This window comes from Novosphingobium sp. BL-S-34 (assembly GCF_056857015.1).
Genome location: NZ_CM166472.1, coordinates 1,791,278 through 1,808,307 on the forward strand (window position 1 = coordinate 1,791,278; position 17,030 = coordinate 1,808,307).

The window sequence follows — 17,030 nt, forward strand, 5'->3', positions numbered from 1 at the left end:
ATTACTACACGGGGACGTGCAAGATCTTGGAACAGAAAGCACAATCCACGGGAACCATACCCGTTTCGTCTCGCATGTCGGCCTTTTCGCTTTCGGGGAAGCGTTCGAGGATGTTCCGATAGTATTCCACCGAACAGCGACAGCCGCGCTCCAGCGGCTCCAGCGGCTCGACCCGGACTTCGTCTTCCTCGTGGAAAAGCCGCCAGACGAGCTGCTCCAGATTCAGCACCGGATCCACCAGTTCGGCCGGCTGGACGCTCTGGGTCATGATCGAGACATGCTCCCAATCCGGATGCGTCTCCTTGGCATGGAGCCGCTCCTTGCCTTCCTCGCCGTCCGGCAGGTGCTGCACCAGCAGTCCGCCGGCCACGCAGCGCAGTTCATTGGAGCGAACCGAAACGCGAATGACCGTAGGCAACTGCTCGGACTGCGCGAAATAGTTCTCGCAGGCTTCCGCCAGCGAGGCGCCTTCCAGCGGCACCACGCCCTGATAGCGCTGGTTCGAGGCTTCCAGATCCAAAGTGATCGCCAGGTAACCGGCACCGAAGATCGCCTCCAGCGAGCAATCTTCCTCAAGCCGCTCGACCAGGTCCGGATCGTGGCGCAAGTAGCCACGCAGTTCCCCGTTACGATAATCGCAGACGAGCAGGTCCACCGCGCCGCCCTCGGCCTGGGCCTGGAAGGTCAGCTGCGCGCCGTCTTCCTTGAGCAGAGAGCCCATCAACGCGGTCAGCACCAGCGCCTCGGCCAGGACATGCTTGACGACCTTGGGATAGCTATGCGCGGAAAGCACCGTTTCCAGCACCGGCCCCAGCCGCACGACACGCCCGCGCGCGTGGCGCGCGGGAACCGTGAAGGCCAGGACGCGATCGAACCCGGTGTCGTCGCTGCGCAGCGTATCGTCGATCACAGCTTGCCCAGCGCCCAGAGCAAGACGGATTTCTGGGCGTGGATGCGGTTCTCGGCCTCGTCCCAGGCGCCGGACTGCGGTCCGTCGATCACATCGTCCGTCACTTCCTCTCCGCGGTGCGCGGGCAGGCAGTGCAGGAACATGGCATTGTCGGCCGCAGCGCCCATGAGCGCCGGGTTGACCTGGTAGGGCTGCATCGCCGCGACATGCACCTCGCCGCCGGCCTGGCCCATCGAGACCCAGGTATCGGTGACGACCACTTGCGCGCCGCGAACGGCCTCGACCGGATCCTGCGTGAAGATCACTTCGCCGCCCGCTGCGCGGGCGCGCTCGACGAAGCCGGCATCGGGCTCATAGCCTGCCGGACCGCCGATACGGATGGTGAACTTCATCAGCCCTGCCGCCTCGATCAGCGAGTTGGCCACGTTATTGCCATCGCCCAGCCAGGCGAGCTGAAGCCCGGGCAGCGAGAAGCCGCGCTCGACGATGGTCAGCAGATCGGCCACGATCTGGCAGGGGTGCGAAAGGTCGGTCAGTCCGTTGATGACCGGCACGTCGGCATGGCGCGCCAGTTCCTCGATCTTGGCGTGATCGTCAGTGCGGATCATGATCGCATCGACCATGCGGCTGAGCACGCGGGCGGTATCCGCCACCGTTTCGCCGCGGCCGAGCTGCGTCGAACCCGATTCGAGGATCAGTGCACTGCCGCCGAGCTGGCGCATGGCCATGTCGAAAGAGACGCGGGTGCGAGTCGAGTTCTTCTCGAAGATCATCGCCAGCACATGACCGTCCAGCGGAGCGTCGGCATCGGGCTTGCCCTTGGGCCAACCCTTGCGTGCCGCCTTGCGGTCTATGGCATCGTTGATCATCGCGGCCAGGACGGGGCCGCCGGCGTCACTCAGGTCTACGAAATCCCGGCTCATCAGGCCACCCCTTCAGGCTGGTAGCTTGCCGCAGCCGCGGAAAGCCGGTCCATGAACTCGTCGATATGGCTGTCGTCGATCACCAGCGGCGGCAGCACGCGCACGACGTTGTCGCCGGCCGAAACGGTCAGCACCTGATGATTGTCGCGCATGTGGGCCACGAAGGCGCGCGGTTCGCTCTTCAGCTTGATGCCGATGAACAGGCCGCGCCCGTGGACCGATTCGAACAGCTCGGGATAATTGCCGATGAACTGTTCCAGCCGGGCTCGCAGGCGTTCGCCCTTGGCGCGGACATCGGCGAGGAAGGCCTCGTCCGAAACCACGTCGAGCACCGCGCCGATCGCGGCCATGGCGAAGGGATTGCCGCCATAGGTCGAGCCATGCGCGCCGATCACCATGCCGCGCGCGGCCTTCTCGGTGGCGAGGCAGGCGCCGACGGGGAAGCCGCCGCCGATGCCCTTGGCGGTGGACATGATATCCGGCACCACGCCGAACTGCTCGTAAGCATAGAGCGTGCCGGCGCGGCCGACGCCGCTCTGCACTTCGTCGAGGACGAGCATGAGGTCATGCTCGTCGCAAAGCTGGCGCAGGCCCTGGAGGAATTCGTCGGAGGCGATGCGCACGCCGCCTTCGCCCTGGATCGGCTCGACCAGGAAACCGGCCGTGTTGGGGCCGATCGCAGCCTTGGCCGCTTCCAGGTCATTGAAATCGAGGTACTTGAAACCAGGCAGCAGCGGCAAGAAGCCCTTGTGCATCTTTTCCTGGTTGGAGGCGCTGATCGTCGCCATGGTCCGGCCGTGGAAGGCGTTGTTGAACGTGATCAGCTCGTACTTGTGGTCGTTGCCGACGTGCTGGTGATAAGCGCGCGCAGTCTTGATCGCGCACTCCACCGCTTCCGCGCCGGAATTGGTGAAGAACACGGTATCGGCGAAAGTCAGGTCGATGATGCGCTGGGCAATCGCCTCGCCCTGCGGGCTGCCGTACAGATTGGAGACGTGCATCAGCGTCTCGGCCTGCTTCTGGATCGCGCCGATTAGGCCGGGATGCGAATGACCCAGCAGGTTGACGGCGATGCCGCTGGCGAAATCGAGGAATCGGCGACCGTCTTCACTGATGAGGTGGCAGTGTTCGCCGCGAACGGGCCGAACGCCGCACCGGGGGTACACAGGCATCAGCGGAGTGATCGACATGACGGAATTCCTCGATAACGAAACAGTGAAGTGAAAACGGGAATCGCAAACGACAAATGGCGGCCCTATCCGGACCGCCATTTGCGCGCTTTTAGGTGTTTGCAGGCTCCCGGTCAAACACCGGAAGCGTTGCAGGCTGATCAGCCCTGGAGCGGCGCCAGGTTGACCGCCGAGTACTTGCCTCGTCGATCGACCTCGATGTCGAACTCCACGCGATCGCCTTCGTTCAGAGCGCCAAGGCCCGAACGCTCGACAGCGCTGATGTGAACGAATGCGTCCGGCTGGCCGTCATCACGGGTGATGAAGCCGAAGCCCTTCATGGAATTGAAGAACTTCACGGTGCCGGTGGCCTTTTCGCCGGTCAGCTGACGCTGCGGCGCAGGCTCGCGCTTTTCGACAGGGATCACGTCGCCGACGACGACGAGTTCGCTGGCCGAAATCTTGCCGCCGCGATCGACGAGCTGGAATTCGAGCTGCTGGCCTTCAGCCAGGCCTTCGAGGCCGGCACGTTCCACTGCGCTGATGTGCACGAAGACGTCTTCGCCGCCTTCATCGCGCTGAATGAAACCGAAGCCCTTGGCGCCGTTGAAGAACTTTACGACGCCCTTGCCCTGGCCGACGACCTGGGCAGGCATTCCGCCGCCACCGCCGCCACCGCGGGGTCCGCCGAAGCCGCCACCGCCGCCGCCGCGCGGGCCGCCGAAGCCGCCGCGATCACCGCCGCCGCCGCCGAAGCGGTCACCGCCGCCGAAACCACCGCGGTCACCACCGCCACCGCCGAAGCGATCGCCGCCGCCACCGAAACGGTCACCGCCACCGAAACGATCCTGGCCGGCGAAGAACGGATCGAACTCGTTCTCACCAAAACCACCATCGCGCTTGTCGCGTCCCCTTCCGCGACGACCTCTGTCAAAACCCATGTCTACGAACGTACCTTCGCTGCGCCCCAAAAAGCATAAACCCGGTCACGTGGACGAACCGCGCCGGGCGGCAAGCAAGACAGCCGGGACAAGCCGGATCCTACCTGCGATCTCCAGTCATACACGAGGTTCTGCCACATGGCGAACACAATTACGGTCCAGAATCCCGTCCAATCGACGAAATAACGCATTTTCACGACGTTCCGGCTTGCTTTTAGCGGGAACAGGGCGCTTGACGTGGACGAATTTCAGGCCGAACCGGGGCGCAAACAGCCCGTTTCATACCGGAGACTCGCTTTCATGTTCCGCCAGATCACCGACTCCGTATTCGCCAGCCCGCAAATCGGCACCGAAGCCATCGCCGAAGCGAAGGAAATGGGAATCGTGCGGATCGTCAACAACCGCCCCGAGGGCGAGAGCGACGATCAGACCCCGGGCGATGCGATCGAGGCGGAAGCGCGCGCCGCGGGGATCGATTATGTGGCCATTCCCGTGGGGCATGGCGGTTTCAGCCAGGCCCAGGTCGATGCCATGGCCAAGGCCCTGGATACTGCCGATGGTCCGGTTCTGGCCTATTGCCGTTCGGGAACGCGATCGACCCTGCTCTGGGCGCTGGCCCGTGCCAAGGCGGGGGACAACCCTTCCGTGATCGCATCGAAGGCCGCCGCAGCGGGCTACGACGTCTCGCCGATCCGCCAGCTTATCGATATGTTCGCCGCCGGCAATTGAGCCTGCCGGCTGCACGGCGCTTCGGGGCTTTCGCGCGCTAGAGCGCGATTTCGCCCTGTTCGCCGGTGCGGACGCGCAGCACATCGGCCAGGTCGAAGACGAAGATCTTCCCGTCGCCGATTTCCTCGGTGCTGGCCGTGTTGCGGATGATCTCTATCACCGTGCCGGCAAAAGCATCCGAAACGGCGATTTCCAGCTTCAGCTTGGGCACCATGCTCGAGGCGTATTCCGCGCCGCGATAGATCTCGCTCTGCCCCTTCTGCCGGCCGAAGCCGCTGACTTCCGAGACTGTCAGGCCCGAAATTCCGGCGGCGGACAGCGCCTCCCTGACTTCGGCGAACTTGAACGGCTTGATGATCGCGATGATGTACTTCACGCCCGTTCTCCTGGCCGGTTCAAGCCCCGAAAGGCCGCTTCGAGTACCCGAGGGCTCCTGCGCGGAAGCTGCAGGGCGAGCATCCCACATCCGGGCGCGACCACAAAGCGATTTGGCACGAAAAATGGGCCGGAGCGGCTGGCTCCGGCCCTTGAGTTTGTGTTCGCAGGAGGAACATCTGTAGGCGGCGACGGGTGAGAGGAGAGGAGGAAGTACCCGCCGCCGCCAAACTTGAAGCTTAGTTGTAGGCGCGCTCGCCGTGCTCGCCGATGTCGAGACCTTCCAGTTCGACTTCGGGAGCGACGCGCAGGCCGGTGACTGCCTTGGCGACATAGATCGCGACGACGGTGCCGATCGTGGAGATCACGATCGTGGCGAGAACCGCTTCGAACTGAATCACGAGCTGCGAGCCGATCGAGAAGTCCGCCTTGCCCGGGCCGCCGAGCGCCGGCGAACAGACGATGCCGGTGCCGATGGCGCCGACGATGCCGCCGATGCCGTGGACGCCGAAGGCATCCAGCGCGTCGTCATAGCCGAGCATGGGCTTGAGCTTGCTGACGGCGAAGAAGCAGATGATCGAAGCGACCGCGCCGAGAACGATGGCGCCGAAGGGACCCGAGTTGCCAGCTGCAGGGGTGACGGCGACGAGGCCGGCGACGACGCCCGAGCAGAAGCCCAAGGCCGAACCCTTGTGACCGGCCAGACGCTCGGCGAGCATCCAGAACAGGCCGGCAGAGGCGCTGGCGACGAAAGTGTTGATCATGGCAAGGCTGGCGGCGCCGTTGGCCGAGAGAGCCGAGCCGGCGTTGAAGCCGAACCAGCCCACCCACAGCAGGCCGGTGCCGACGAACGTCAGCGTGAGCGAGTGCGGCGGCATCGGTTCGTTGGGATAGCCCTTGCGCTTGCCCAGGATCAGCGCGGCCACCAGTGCCGAAACGCCGGCATTGATGTGGACCACGGTGCCGCCGGCGTAGTCGAGCGCGCCGAGACCGAAGAAGTAGCCGGTCGGTGCCCAGACCATGTGCGCGATCGGGAAGTAGACGATCGTCAGCCAGATGGCCGCGAAGACCATGACTGCCGAGAACTTGATGCGTTCGACCGTCGAGCCCAGGACCAGCGCGATGGTGATCGCCGCGAAAGTCATCTGGAAGCAGACGAAGACGTATTCGGGAATGGTGCCCGAAACCGAATCGGGGGTGATGCCCTTGAGGAAGGCTTTGCCGAAGCCGGCGACGAAGGCGTTGCCGCCATCACCGAAGGCCATGGTGTAGCCGTACATGACCCAGATCAGCATGGCGAAGCTGGCCGCTGCGCCGATCTGCGTCATGGTGGAGAGCATGTTCTTCGAACGGGTCAGGCCGCCGTAGAACAGGGCGAGGCCAGGCAGGATCATCAGGAAGACGAGCAACGTCGACGTCAGCATCCAGGCGGTATCGCCCTTGTCGATGGTCGGCGTGGCGGCGGCGTCCTGCGCCCAGGCAGGCATGGCGGCGAACAACGACGCACCCAGTGCGCCGGCGCCGCAAAGAATCTTGCGGTTCATCGTGGTTTCCCTCCTGTCGAAAGCGCCGGTCAAAGCGCGGTATCCCCGGACTCGCCGGTGCGGATGCGCACGGCTGCAGCCAGATCGAGGACGAAGATCTTGCCGTCGCCGATGGCTTCGGTGCTGGCGACCTGCTGGATCGTTTCCACGATCTTTGGCGCCAGATCGTCCGGCGCGGCCACTTCGATCTTCACTTTCGGGAGCATGTTGGTCGAATACTCGGCCCCACGATAGATTTCGGTCTGACCCTTCTGGCGCCCGAAGCCCTTCACTTCGGACACGGTCATTCCGGCGACACCGATTGCGCCCAACGCTTCCCGAACTTCGTCGAGCTTGAAGGGTTTGATGATGGCTATGATGAACTTCATGCCTATCCCCTGTTTGTTACCGGCCCCGCGCCGGCTGAAAACAGGATATGCAAAGGGCGTGCCAATTCTTCGATTGGCTCAATTCGGCCTGAATTTAATCAGCCGAACGCAAGTGCAGCATGATGCGTCGCTCGATTCGTGAGCACTTGCCTATTTTTTAGGCAGCTCTAGCGAGGCGAACACGGGCAGATGATCGGATCCTATCGCCGAGAGCACACTGTGGTGCACATTTGTTCCCAGGACAGACCACTGCTCGGACACAATGATGCGGTCCAGCCTGGCCATCGGCCTGCGGGAGGGGAAGCTGCGGCCCGGCACCAGAACATGCCAGGGCGCGTGAAACTCCCGGAAACAGCCGCCATTGGCCGACCATTCGTTGAGATCGCCCATCATCACGGTGGGCACGGCGCCATCGCAGCGGGCGCAATGGTCGAGGACGCTTCGCACCTGCAACCGGCGGCGCAGGCCGGAAAGGTCGAGATGCATGCCCACGACCCGGAAACGATGCCCTTCCAGCGAGAGATCGGCCCGGATCGCTCCGCGCGGCTCCAGCACCGGGAGCGGGACGGGCTCCGCCGCGAGCAGTTCGATGCCCTTGCGGACCAGGATGGCGTTCCCGTGCCAGCCCAGGCTGTCCGGCTTCATCGACAGCGGCACCGGCACATAATCGGTGGTGGTATGGATCGCATCGAGGGGAAGCGCGCTCATCCGGCGGCCGAAACGGCGGTCCACTTCCTGCAGGGCCACCACATCCGCATCGATCTCGCGCAGGACGGTCAGGATGCGCTCAGGGTCTCGCCGCCGGTCGAGACCGACGGCCTTGTGAATGTTGTAGCTGGCGAACTTGATCTGCAACGAACGACTTTCCGGCCAAGGGGATAGCGTAGCAATCCGCCGGAATAGCATGAGGTTCCCGGTTCGTCGTCCCGGACCTGATCCGGGACGACGAGATCCTCAACGCTCCTTGGTGGCGCTGAAGGTCAGGTCCGGGTTGCGTTCCTGCTGATAGCTGACGTCCCAGGCCGAGCGCGCCATGAACACGGGGTCGCCGTCGCGGTCCTTGGCGAGGTTCATCTTGTTGAACTCGGCGAAGTCGCGCAGCGTCTTGTCGTCGCCCTTGATCCAGCGGGCGGTGTCGAAGGGCGAGCCTTCCAGCACCGCCTCGACCTTGTACTCGGCTTCGAGGCGGCTGATCAGCACGTCGAGCTGGAGCTGGCCGACCACGCCGACGATCCATTGCGAACCGATCTCCGGGTAGAACACCTGGATCACGCCCTCTTCCGAAAGGTCGTCCAGCGCCTTGCGGAGCTGCTTGGTCTTGGTCGGATCCTTCAGGGCGACGCGGCGCAGGATTTCGGGCGCGAAGTTCGGCAGGCCGGTGAAGCGCACCTGGTTCTTCTCGGACAGGGTGTCGCCCACGCGCAAGGTGCCGTGGTTGGGAATGCCGATGATATCGCCCGGCTCGGCATTGTCGGCGATCTCGCGGTCCTGCGCGAAGAACAGGATCGGCGAGTGCACCGCGATCGGCTTGCCCAGGCCCGAGGGCGTCAGCTTCATGCCGCGCTTGAAGGTGCCCGAGACCAGCCGCATGAAGGCGATGCGGTCGCGGTGCATGGGGTCCATATTGGCCTGGACCTTGAAGATGAAGCCGGTGACTTCCTTGTTCTCCGGCTCGATCGTGCCCTCATTCGAAGGCTGCGGGCGCGGCGGCGGAGCGAACTTCTCGATCGCGTCGATCAGTTCGGTGACGCCGAAGTTCTTGAGCGCCGAGCCGAAATAGACCGGGGTTAGGTCGCCGCCGCGATAGGCGTCGACGTCGAATTCGGGATAACCGGCCTGGGCCAGTTCCAGTTCCTCGGCCACGGCTTCGGGCAGGGTCACGTTCTCGTCGACTTTGCCGAGGAATTCCTTGCTCGGCCCTTCCGGACGGCTGACCTTGCCCGTGGCGATGTCGAGAATGCCTTCGAACAGGCCCCCCATGCCGACCGGCCAGGACATCGGGCAGACGTCCAGCGCCAGCATGTCGGCCACTTCGTCCATCAGGTCGAAGCAGGCGCGGCCTTCGCGGTCGACCTTGTTGATGAAAGTGATGATCGGCACCGAGCGCAGGCGGCAGACCTCGAAGAGCTTGCGGGTCTGCGGCTCGATGCCCTTGGCCGCGTCGATCACCATGATCGCCGAATCGACGGCGGTGAGCGTGCGGTAGGTGTCTTCCGAGAAGTCTTCGTGGCCCGGCGTGTCGAGCAGGTTGAAGGTGATTCCGTCCCGCTCGAAGGTCATGACCGAGCTGGTCACGGAAATGCCGCGCTGCTGCTCGATCTTCATCCAGTCCGACCGCGCGCGCCGCGCGGCGCCGCGTGCCTTGACCTGCCCCGCCAGATGGATCGCGCCGCCTTGCAGCAGCAGCTTCTCGGTCAGGGTGGTCTTACCGGCGTCAGGGTGCGAGATGATCGCGAAGGTGCGCCGGGACTGGTGGGGGACATTGCTCATCGGCGCGCTATTAGTGGGCGCGGGGCAAGATGGAAAGGGCGGAAAGGGGACACGGCCCACCGCCGCTACCCAGCCCACCTTCGTCATTGCGAGCGGAGCGAAGCAATCCAGGGCAGTTCCGCGCCGCTTTGGATTGCCGCGTCGGCTTCGCCTCCTCGCAATGACGAAGGTTGGGGAGGCGGGAAGGCGGGAAGCCGCGCTCAGCCTGCCGCGCGACCCGGAAACCCGAGGTTGCGACGACCTGCCAGGCGAACCCTCTCTAGCCTGCCCGCCACTTTCGTCATTGCGAGCAGAGCGAAGCAATCCAGGGGCCGTCTTGTGCCGCTCTGGATTGCTTCGTCGACTCAGCCTCCTCGTGGATGACGAAGGTTGGGGCGCGGGAGAGAAGCCGCGCTCAGCCCTCCCGCGCGACCTGGAAGCCGGCGAAGGACTGGCTCACCGGCATCAGCTCCAGGGTGTTGATGTTGAGGTGCGCCGGCAAGGTCGCCACCCAGAGCACGGTTCCGGCGATATCCTCGGCCGTCATCGGATTGGCGCCGCCATAAAGGTTGTCGGAGGCCTGCTGGTTGCCGCCCGTGCGCACGAGGGTGAACTCGGTCTCCACCATGCCCGGCTCGATCGAGGTGACGCGCACGCCCGTACCCGCAAGGTCCGAGCGCAGGCCGAGCGAGAACTGGTGCACGAAGGCCTTGGTGCCGCCGTAGACGTTGCCGCCGGTGTAGGGATAAGTCGCCGCCACCGAGGACAAGTTGACGATCGCGCCCTTGCGCTCGACCAGCGCGGGCAGGAGCTTGTGCGTGAGCGAGACCAGCGCCGTGACGTTGGTGTCGATCATGGTCTTCCAGCTTTCCAGCGAGGCGCTCTGGGCCGGCTCGGTACCGAGGGCGAGACCGGCATTGTTCACCAGGCAATCGATGCCTGCGAATTCGGCCGGGAGCGCGGCAAGGGCAGCGTCGCGCGCGGCTTCGTCGCGCACGTCGAAGACGGCGGCGTGGAACGTGTCCGCGCCCAGTTCGGCCTTCAGCGCGTCCAGGCGCTCGGCCCGGCGGCCGGTGCCGACCACGCGCCAGCCGGCTGCGATGAACGCGCGGGCACAGGCTTCGCCGATTCCGGACGTGGCGCCGGTTACGAGTGCGGTCTTCATCGGGAAAGGTCTCCTAGTCGGCGGTCAGGACGGTAACGTCCATGCGAAAGCTGCGGTTTGCACCGGGGTCGAGCGAAAGCACGCCGGGCTTGGCGCGGAATTCGCCGGTATAGCCCAGGGGATCGGCGATGCCTTGCCACGGTTCTATGCAGAGATAGTTCGCCCCCGGCTTCTGCCAGATCCCGAGCATCGGCGTGTCCGGGAAAGCAACGGCAAGCTGCCCGCCGCCGGGTGCGCCGAACGTGAGCGCCCGGCTGGCGAGCCGGTCCCAGATCAGCGCGTCGGTCTCGAACTGCGCGGGCTCGGGCGTCAACAGATGTCCCTCGACCGGCGTCACCACCGGTTCGGGCAGAACGAGGCCGGTCGGCATGTCGATGCGGCGAATCGGCTGGGGTTCCGGCTGCTCGAAGGCGATCGTGTGATCGGCCTTGGCCGCGCCGCCCGGCAGCGGCCAGGCGAAGGCGGGATGATAGCCGAAGCTGAACGGCATGACCTCGCCGCCCGCATTGGTCACCGTGGCCTGGGTGTGGAGGCTCATGCCTTCCAGGCGGAAGTCCAGGTCCAGCGTGAACGCGAAGGGATAGACCTTGCGCGTCTCGTCGCTGTCGCGAAGGCGGAGGCGGACGTGATCGCCCGCAATCTCCACGAGTTCGAACAGCGAATGGCGCGCGAAACCATGCTTGGGCAGTTCGTATTCGCGGTCACCCAGCCGATAGCGATTGCCGTTCAGCGCGCCGACGATGGGGAACAGGATCGGAGCATGGCCGGTCCAGAACGCCGGATCGGCATCGGTCATGTATTCGAGGCCCGCGTGGTCGGTGAGCGACCAGAGTTCGGCCCCGAACAACGCGATTCGCGCCGTGAGGTCGCCGGAAGAAATCGTCACGAAGTCCATGTCGGTCACCGGCTATCTCCGAAAGGGTTCGTCGCCCCGGACCAAGTCCGGGACGACGTATTGCATCAACCCCGCAGAACCGCGCCCAGCTTGGCGGCGGCGGCGGTCACCTTGTCGCTGATCGCCTTGAGGTCTTCTTCCTTGTAGCTCTTGTCCAGAGGCTGGAGCGTGACTTCGAGCGCCAGCGACTTCTGGCCCTCGGGCACGCCCTGCCCCCGGAAGTCGTCGAACAGGCGGACCGCGACGATGTTCGCCTTGTCCGCGCCCGCGACCATGCGGACGAGATCGCCCGCGGCCAGTTCGACCGGTACGAGGAACGCGAAGTCGCGCGTCACCGCCTGGAGCGCCGGGGGCGCGTAGCGGGTGCGGGCGAAGGTGGCGGCGCCCTTCTTGCCGGGGATCGCGTCGAGATAGATCTCGGCCACGGCCACCGGGCCTTCGATGTCGAACTGCTTGGCGACCGTAGGGTGCAGCATGCCGAAGCGCGCCAGCACGTTCTTGGGGCCGAGGCGCAGCGTGGCCGACTGGCCGGGGTGGAACTGCGGGCCATGCCCGGAGTCGTCAACGCCCATGACCTGAAGCTTCTCGACCGGCGCACCGGCCTCTGCCAGCAGCGCGGTGACTTCGGCCTTGGCGTCGTAGGCGTCGAAGGCAGTCGCCTTGCCGGTGGCCCAGCCGCGCGAGACCTTCTCGCCAGCCAGCACGAAGCCGAGCGCAAGGCGCTCATCGCTCGCACCGCCCGCGCCGCGCAGATAGCGACGGCCGAGTTCGAACAGGCGCAGCGACGACGCACCGCGATCGAGGTTGCGCTTGGCCGCCATCAGCAGGCCCGGCAGCAGCGAAGGCCGCATGACCTTCATGTCCTCGCTGATCGGGTTGGCGAGCGACCACAGGTCATTGCCGTCCGCAAAGGCATCGGCCTCGGCGGTGGGCAGGAACGACCAGGTGACCGCCTCGTGCAGCCCCCGCGCAGCGGCGGCGCGGCGAACGCGGCGTTCCAGCGCCTGGGTCGGCGTGGCGGTCGGGCGGGCAACGCCATCGGCGCGCGGCAGGGCGACGCTGGTCACCTTGTCGAGCCCGTTGATGCGGACCACTTCCTCGACGATGTCGGGCGCGCCGTCCACGTCCGGACGCCAGCCGGGAACGGTGATGGCCCATGACTTGTCGAAGTTTGCCTGCTCGGCGACGACCGAAAAGCCCAGGCTCTCCAGGATGCGCTGCTGTTCGCCGGGCTCGATCGTCACGCCGCCCAGCTTCTCGGTCAGCGCCGGATCGAAGTGGACGATCTTCGGCGTGGCCGGAGCCGCACCGCTGCGCACGGCCTGCGAAGCCTCACCGCCGCAGAGCGTCTGGATCAGCTGGGTGAGGTGGTCGAGGCCGGTGTCGAGGAAGTTGGGATCGATCCCACGCTCGAACCGGCTGCGCGCGTCCGAGGTGAGGTTGAGCTTGCGGCCCGTCTTGGCGATGCGCTCGGGATCGAAGTAGGCGATTTCGAGCAGGACGTCGGTGGTTTCTTCACCGCAGCCCGAATGCTCGCCGCCCATGATGCCGGCAATGTCGTGCACGCCCGAATCGTCGGCGATCACGGTCATCTCGGCGTCGAGCGTGTAGGTCTTCTCGTTCAGCGCGATGACCGTCTCGCCGTCCGTCGCGCGGCGCGCAACGACCGCACCGTTCAGCTTGGCGAGGTCATAAGCATGCGCCGGGCGGCCATAGGCCAGCATCAGGTAATTGGTGGCATCGACCAGCGCCGAGATCGGACGCTGCCCTGCCGCCTTGAGGCGATCCTGAAGCCACTGCGGCGAGGGGCCGTTCTTCACGCCCTTGATAACACGGCCGTAGAACGCCGGGCAGCCCTCTGCATCGTCGGTGCGCACGTCCACCGGGCAGGGGAAGCTGCCGGGAATGTCCAGCACTTCGATCGGCTTCAGCGTGCCGATGCCGACAGCGGCAAGATCGCGCGCGATGCCGTAGACGCCCATGCAGTCCGGACGGTTCGGGGTGATGGCCACCTCGATCACCGGATCGGCGCCGTGGTAGTCCGCGAAAGGCGTGCCGACCGGCGCGTCCTCGGGCAGTTCGATGATGCCCTCGTGGTCTTCGCCCAGCTCCAGCTCGCGCGTGGAGCACATCATGCCGTTCGATTCGACGCCGCGCACGGCGGCAACCTTCAGCACCATGCCGTTGGCAGGCACCGTGGCACCGGCAAGGCCCAGCACGCCGACAAGGCCCGCACGCGCATTGGGTGCGCCGCAAACGACCTGGAGCACGCCCTCGCCCGTATCGACGGTGAGGACCTGCAGCTTGTCCGCCTGCGGATGCTTGTCCGCCGTCAGCACCTTGGCCACGCGGAAGCCGGCCAGCTTGGCGGCGGGGTCTTCGATGCCTTCGACCTCAAGGCCGATGGCGTTGAGCTTCAGCGCGATATCCTCAAGCGAGGCGTCGGTCTCAAGGTACTGCTTGAGCCAGGAAAGCGAGAACTTCATTTTCTAGATCCTTCCCGCGCTCAAGCCGGAGTGCCAACGCCGCCCGAAAGGGTCGGCACGTCGAGGGCGGAGAAACCGTAGTGGGAGAGCCAGCGCACATCGCCGTCGAAGAAGGCGCGCAGATCGTCCATGCCGTACTTCAGCATGGCAAGGCGATCGATGCCGATGCCGAAGGCGAAGCCCTGCCATTCGTCGGGATCGAGCCCGGCGAATTCGATGACGCGGCGGTTGACCATGCCCGAGCCGAGCACTTCCATCCAGCCGCCCTCGCCCTTCGACGGATCGCCGCCGATCACGCGCTTGCCGTCGATCAGGGTGAAGCCGATATCCGCTTCCACCGAGGGTTCGGTGAAGGGGAAGTAGCTGGGGCGCAGGCGCAGGACGATGTCCTCACGCTCGAAGAATGCCTTCAGGAAGGTTTCCAGCGTCCACTTCAGGTGGCCCAGGTGCACGTCCTTGTCGATCACCAGGCCTTCGACCTGGTGGAACATCGGCGTGTGGGTGGCGTCGCTGTCAGAGCGATAGACGCGGCCCGGCGCGATGATGCGCAGCGGCGCGCCCTGCGCCAGCATCGTGCGCATCTGCACCGGCGAAGTGTGCGTGCGCAGCAGCATCTCACGGTTCTGGGCGTCGCGGTCCGGGAAGTAGAACGTGTCGTGCATCGCGCGCGCCGGGTGGCTTTCCGGCATATTGAGCGCGGTGAAGTTGTGCCAGTCGTCCTCGATCTCCGGCCCGGTGGCGACCGAGAAGCCAAGGTCGGCGAAGATCTCGGCAATCTCGTCCATCACTTGCGAGATGGGGTGCACGGTGCCGCGCGGCGCTTCGGGTGCGGGCAGCGAGAGGTCAATGGTCTCGGCGGCGAGGCGGGCGTTCAGCGCCGCCGTCTCCAGCGCGTCCTTGCGGGCGGCGAGCGCGTCGCTCACGCTTTCACGCAGCGCGTGGATCTTGGGCCCTTCGACCTTGCGCTCTTCGGGATCGAGCTTGCCCAGCGTCTTCAGCAGGCCGGAGATCGAACCCTGCTTGCCCAGAAACTCGACACGCAGCGCCTCCAGCGTATCGAGATCGGATGCTTCCGCAATCCGCGAGAGCGCCTCCTGGCCGGTTGCTGCGTAGTCCACTGGTGGTCTGCCTGACTGTTGCTGATATCTGGAAGCGCGGTCCTTAAGGGGACGGCCGGCAAATCGCAACGGCGGCAATCGCGATGACACTTATCCGGACGGCATGTCGCCGGCCCCGACTAGCGCAAGGCGAGACGGGCGTGGCGCGCCCTTTCGCGCATGAGCGGCCCGGTCACCGGCTTGTCCAGCTTGGCGTATTGCCGCGGGGTCATGCCCATGAAGGCCCGGAAATCGCGGACGAACTGGGCCTGGTCGTGATAGGCGGAATCGATCGCGCCGATCCACTTGCGCTTGGGTTCCAGCGTGAACTGCTCGATGCTGCGCAGGAACCGCTGCCGGCGCAGCAGGAGTTTGGGCGGGAAACCGAAAGCGGCGCGGCAGACGCGCTCCACCATGCGCGGATGCGCGCGGACGCGGGCGGCCAGGTCGGTGGCGGAGCGCACTTCCGGATTGGCGAGCGCTTCGCAGATGGCCAGGATAAGGTCTTCGTGGACCACCGGGCGGCGCGGCATGGCGGCGACGAAAGCGGTCAACCGATCGAGCTGATCGCCCGGGCTATCCTCGGCCGCCAGGGCATCGTGAAGCGGCTTGAAATGGGCGAAGACCGGATCCGCGTCGCCATCGACCAGCACATTGGCATAGCGGTCGGCCGGCACGCCCAGGAACGTCGCCCAGCCGAGCGGGGTCAGGCCGAAGCCCCACTCCCGCGCCGTGGCCATGGAGAAGCGCACTTCCTGCGAACGCGGGCCGGTGACCGAGAAGCGGCAGCTTTCCAGTCGAGATCCGGCGCGAATCTCGCCATCGCCTGTCGACCCGAAATGGAAGCGCAGACTGGCCCAGTCGGGAAACAGGACGTCATGGAGACGCTCGTTCTCGCCCAGTTCGATTTCACAGTAAAACAGCACCGACAGGTAGCGATCGAGGCCCGCTGGTACGGGACAATACTGTATGACGACCCGCCTAGCTGTCATTCCCTGTCTATTCTTCGTGCCACGCTTTACCCCTGTCCTTTTGGTACGAGGACTTGCAGGGGAGTGCAAACTTTTCGAAGGCGTGGATAATTTACCGCACAAACAATTCGGGGCGCGGATGCCTTAAGCACCCGCGCCCCGAATGTGTTTCGCGTGATCCGCGAAGACCGGCGCCTAGGCCCCGGCTTCGACGGTTCAGGCTGCCGGAATGGCAGCCTTCGCCTGAGCGACCACGGCCGAGAACACCGAACCTTCGTTCATGGCGAGGTCGGCCATCGACTTGCGATCGAGTTCGATGCCGGCGAGCTTAACGCCGTGCATGAACTGCGAGTAGGTCAGGCCTTCGGCGCGGACGGCAGCGTTGATGCGCTGGATCCAGAGAGCGCGGAAGGTGCGCTTCTTGATCTTGCGGTCGCGGTACGCGTACTGGCCGGCCTTTTCGACGGCCTGGCGGGCAACGCGGATCGTGTTCTTACGACGGCCGCGGTAACCCTTGGCCTGTTCCAGAAGACGCTTGTGCTTGGCGCGGGTGGTAACACCCCTCTTGATACGGCTCATAGGTCAGTACTCCTCAGTTGAGCCCGTAGGGCGCCCACTTCTTGATCGTCTTGGCATCGGCGTCGGAAATGACTTCGGTGCCGCGATTCTGGCGGATGTACTTGCCGTTATGGCTCATCAGGCGGTGGCGCTTGCCGGCTACGCCGTGCTTCACCTTGCCGGTGGCGGTGAGCTTGAAGCGCTTCTTCACACCGCTCTTGGTCTTCAGCTTGGGCATTTTCGTCTCCTTTCACAGGGACACGTCCGGTCAGCCATGGCAGCCCTTTTCGCCAGGCGGACGCGCGAATCTCTTTGGTTAAAGACTCAACCGTGTCGATTGAAGGGGGCGCCTTTAGTGAGAGAATCGGCGGAAGGCAAGGGGTGAGCGCGTTGCCAGACGCGGTGGTCCGCAAAAACGGCCGCCGGGCGT

General features: G+C 65.2%; 17 protein-coding genes. 1 reads left to right on the top strand and 16 read right to left on the bottom strand.

Features of this window, described 5'->3' with window-relative positions; genetic code table 11:
• Positions 1 to 4: 4 nt before the first annotated feature.
• The 4 genes from hslO to AC1VV3_RS08545 form a co-directional block, all read right to left on the bottom strand.
• Positions 5 to 910: an Hsp33 family molecular chaperone HslO gene (gene hslO / locus AC1VV3_RS08530; protein WP_482961546.1), complete on the bottom strand. Its 906-nt coding sequence runs from the start codon at positions 908 to 910 to the stop codon at positions 5 to 7.
• Positions 907 to 1,833 carry an ornithine carbamoyltransferase gene (gene argF, locus AC1VV3_RS08535; RefSeq protein ID WP_132264638.1) on the bottom strand — a complete coding sequence of 309 codons (927 nt, stop codon included), beginning with the start codon at positions 1,831 to 1,833 and terminating at the stop codon, positions 907 to 909. Before argF ends, hslO begins: the two co-directional genes overlap by 4 nt.
• Positions 1,833 to 3,023: an aspartate aminotransferase family protein gene (locus AC1VV3_RS08540; protein ID WP_134094719.1), complete on the bottom strand. Its 1,191-nt coding sequence runs from the start codon at positions 3,021 to 3,023 to the stop codon at positions 1,833 to 1,835. The genes argF and AC1VV3_RS08540 overlap by 1 nt, the downstream gene beginning before the upstream one ends.
• 140 nt (positions 3,024 to 3,163) lie before the next feature.
• Positions 3,164 to 3,943 (bottom strand): cold-shock protein, encoded by a 780-nt coding sequence (locus tag AC1VV3_RS08545; RefSeq protein WP_132265300.1) that lies wholly within the window; start codon positions 3,941 to 3,943, stop codon positions 3,164 to 3,166.
• A 300-nt stretch (positions 3,944 to 4,243) separates the two neighbouring features.
• On the opposite strand from AC1VV3_RS08545, the gene AC1VV3_RS08550 reads away from it, so the two are divergent.
• On the top strand, positions 4,244 to 4,672 hold the full coding sequence (locus tag AC1VV3_RS08550) for a protein tyrosine phosphatase family protein (protein WP_132264635.1): 429 nt from the start codon (positions 4,244 to 4,246) through the stop codon (positions 4,670 to 4,672).
• A gap of 37 nt (positions 4,673 to 4,709) precedes the next feature.
• Here AC1VV3_RS08550 and AC1VV3_RS08555 read toward each other — a convergent pair whose 3' ends face one another.
• The 12 genes from AC1VV3_RS08555 to rpmI form a co-directional block, all read right to left on the bottom strand.
• Positions 4,710 to 5,048, bottom strand: a complete 339-nt coding sequence (locus AC1VV3_RS08555; protein WP_132264634.1) for a P-II family nitrogen regulator — start codon at positions 5,046 to 5,048, stop codon at positions 4,710 to 4,712.
• 238 nt (positions 5,049 to 5,286) lie between these two features.
• Complete coding sequence (locus AC1VV3_RS08560; protein ID WP_482961547.1) at positions 5,287 to 6,591, bottom strand: ammonium transporter; 1,305 nt, start codon at positions 6,589 to 6,591, stop codon at positions 5,287 to 5,289.
• 29 nt (positions 6,592 to 6,620) lie between these two features.
• Positions 6,621 to 6,959, bottom strand: coding sequence for a P-II family nitrogen regulator (locus AC1VV3_RS08565; RefSeq protein WP_132264630.1), 339 nt, complete (start codon positions 6,957 to 6,959; stop codon positions 6,621 to 6,623).
• 150 nt (positions 6,960 to 7,109) lie between these two features.
• Complete coding sequence (locus tag AC1VV3_RS08570; RefSeq protein ID WP_482961548.1) at positions 7,110 to 7,814, bottom strand: endonuclease/exonuclease/phosphatase family protein; 705 nt, start codon at positions 7,812 to 7,814, stop codon at positions 7,110 to 7,112.
• Between the two features lie 99 nt (positions 7,815 to 7,913).
• Complete coding sequence (locus AC1VV3_RS08575; RefSeq protein ID WP_132264627.1) at positions 7,914 to 9,449, bottom strand: peptide chain release factor 3; 1,536 nt, start codon at positions 9,447 to 9,449, stop codon at positions 7,914 to 7,916.
• 394 nt (positions 9,450 to 9,843) lie between these two features.
• Positions 9,844 to 10,593, bottom strand: a complete 750-nt coding sequence (locus tag AC1VV3_RS08580) for an SDR family NAD(P)-dependent oxidoreductase (protein WP_442046954.1) — start codon at positions 10,591 to 10,593, stop codon at positions 9,844 to 9,846.
• 13 nt (positions 10,594 to 10,606) lie between these two features.
• The gene (locus AC1VV3_RS08585) at positions 10,607 to 11,488 is read right to left on the bottom strand and encodes an aldose 1-epimerase family protein (RefSeq protein ID WP_482962081.1); all 882 of its coding nucleotides are present in this window, start codon (positions 11,486 to 11,488) and stop codon (positions 10,607 to 10,609) included.
• Positions 11,489 to 11,553: 65 nt separating this feature from the next.
• Positions 11,554 to 13,974: a phenylalanine--tRNA ligase subunit beta gene (pheT, locus tag AC1VV3_RS08590; RefSeq protein WP_482961549.1), complete on the bottom strand. Its 2,421-nt coding sequence runs from the start codon at positions 13,972 to 13,974 to the stop codon at positions 11,554 to 11,556.
• A gap of 20 nt (positions 13,975 to 13,994) precedes the next feature.
• On the bottom strand, positions 13,995 to 15,092 hold the full coding sequence (gene pheS, locus AC1VV3_RS08595; RefSeq protein WP_132264622.1) for a phenylalanine--tRNA ligase subunit alpha: 1,098 nt from the start codon (positions 15,090 to 15,092) through the stop codon (positions 13,995 to 13,997).
• Between the two features lie 119 nt (positions 15,093 to 15,211).
• A complete protein-coding gene (locus AC1VV3_RS08600) occupies positions 15,212 to 15,997 on the bottom strand; it encodes a helix-turn-helix domain-containing protein (protein WP_166675276.1) in 786 nt (261 codons plus the stop codon).
• A gap of 261 nt (positions 15,998 to 16,258) precedes the next feature.
• Positions 16,259 to 16,621, bottom strand: a complete 363-nt coding sequence (gene rplT, locus AC1VV3_RS08605) for a 50S ribosomal protein L20 (RefSeq protein WP_132264618.1) — start codon at positions 16,619 to 16,621, stop codon at positions 16,259 to 16,261.
• 13 nt (positions 16,622 to 16,634) lie between these two features.
• Positions 16,635 to 16,838, bottom strand: a complete 204-nt coding sequence (gene rpmI / locus AC1VV3_RS08610) for a 50S ribosomal protein L35 (RefSeq protein WP_021232722.1) — start codon at positions 16,836 to 16,838, stop codon at positions 16,635 to 16,637.
• Between the last annotated feature and the right edge of the window lie 192 nt (positions 16,839 to 17,030).